This is a genomic window from Paraburkholderia sp. EG304 (assembly GCF_046543485.1).
GTDB lineage: Bacteria > Pseudomonadota > Gammaproteobacteria > Burkholderiales > Burkholderiaceae > Paraburkholderia > Paraburkholderia youngii.
The window spans coordinates 1-367 of the sequence record NZ_JBKGUA010000381.1 but is presented as its reverse complement, the minus strand read 5'-3'; the positions used below and the strand labels follow the sequence as shown (position 1 = coordinate 367).

The window sequence follows — 367 nt, the reverse complement described above, 5'->3', positions numbered from 1 at the left end:
TTGACCAGCTCACGACGAGACCATCGAAGCAATCGATTACCGGCGACAGGTACACCTTGCCCGCTGGGATCTGGAATTCTGTAATGTCGGTAAGCCATTTCTGATTCGGGGCGACTGCACGGAAATCACGATTGATGAGATTCTCCGGCGCGGGGCTTATTTCTCCGCGATAGGAGCCGTAGCGACGCCGTCTGGTCGTGGCAGCAGCCAGACCTTCCTGTCGCATCAAACGTCGTACGACCTTCTCCGAGATGAATACCTGCTGCCGACCCAGCGCCGCGCGGATTCGACGATAGCCGTAGCAACGGTAATTGCGTTCGAAGATGTCTGCAATGACGCGACGCGCACCAGCATGTCTGTCAGCGAC

1 protein-coding gene is annotated in these 367 nt (G+C 57.2%); it reads right to left on the bottom strand.

Annotation, left to right across the window (positions count from 1 at the left end; genetic code table 11):
- Window positions 1–367: IS3 family transposase (locus ACLFKU_RS44385; RefSeq protein WP_410853473.1), on the bottom strand; the 367-nt coding region annotated here is incomplete at both ends.